Annotated in this window: 1 protein-coding gene; it reads left to right on the top strand. The window is 63.5% G+C overall.

The genetic code is table 11. From position 1 onward, the window contains the following. The coding region (locus tag ACZ3HH_RS30080) for a CBS domain-containing protein (RefSeq protein ID WP_465810234.1) at positions 1 to 271 on the top strand (271 nt) is incomplete at both ends.

Here is a 271-nt window from a genome sequence, read left to right as displayed (position 1 = left end):
GACGAGATCATCCGCAGCCCCTTCACGCGCATCCCGGTGTGGAAGGACGAGCCCGAGAACATCGTCGGCGTGCTGCACACCAAGGATCTGCTCGTCGCGCTGTCGAAGCACGGCTGGGATACGGGCAAGCTCGACATCGAGAGCGTGGTGGCAGCCCCCTGGTTCATCCCCGATACCACCAGCGTGAAGGACCAGCTCAACGCGTTCCTGAAGCGGAAGGCGCAGCTTGCTCTCGTCGTCGACGAGTACGGCGAGGTGCAGGGTCTCATCA

The sequence above is a fragment of the Pseudomonas sp. PME37.24/025 genome (assembly GCF_055556615.1).
The sequence above is the reverse complement of the archived record's forward strand: the minus strand, read 5'-3'. Positions and strand labels throughout refer to the sequence as shown.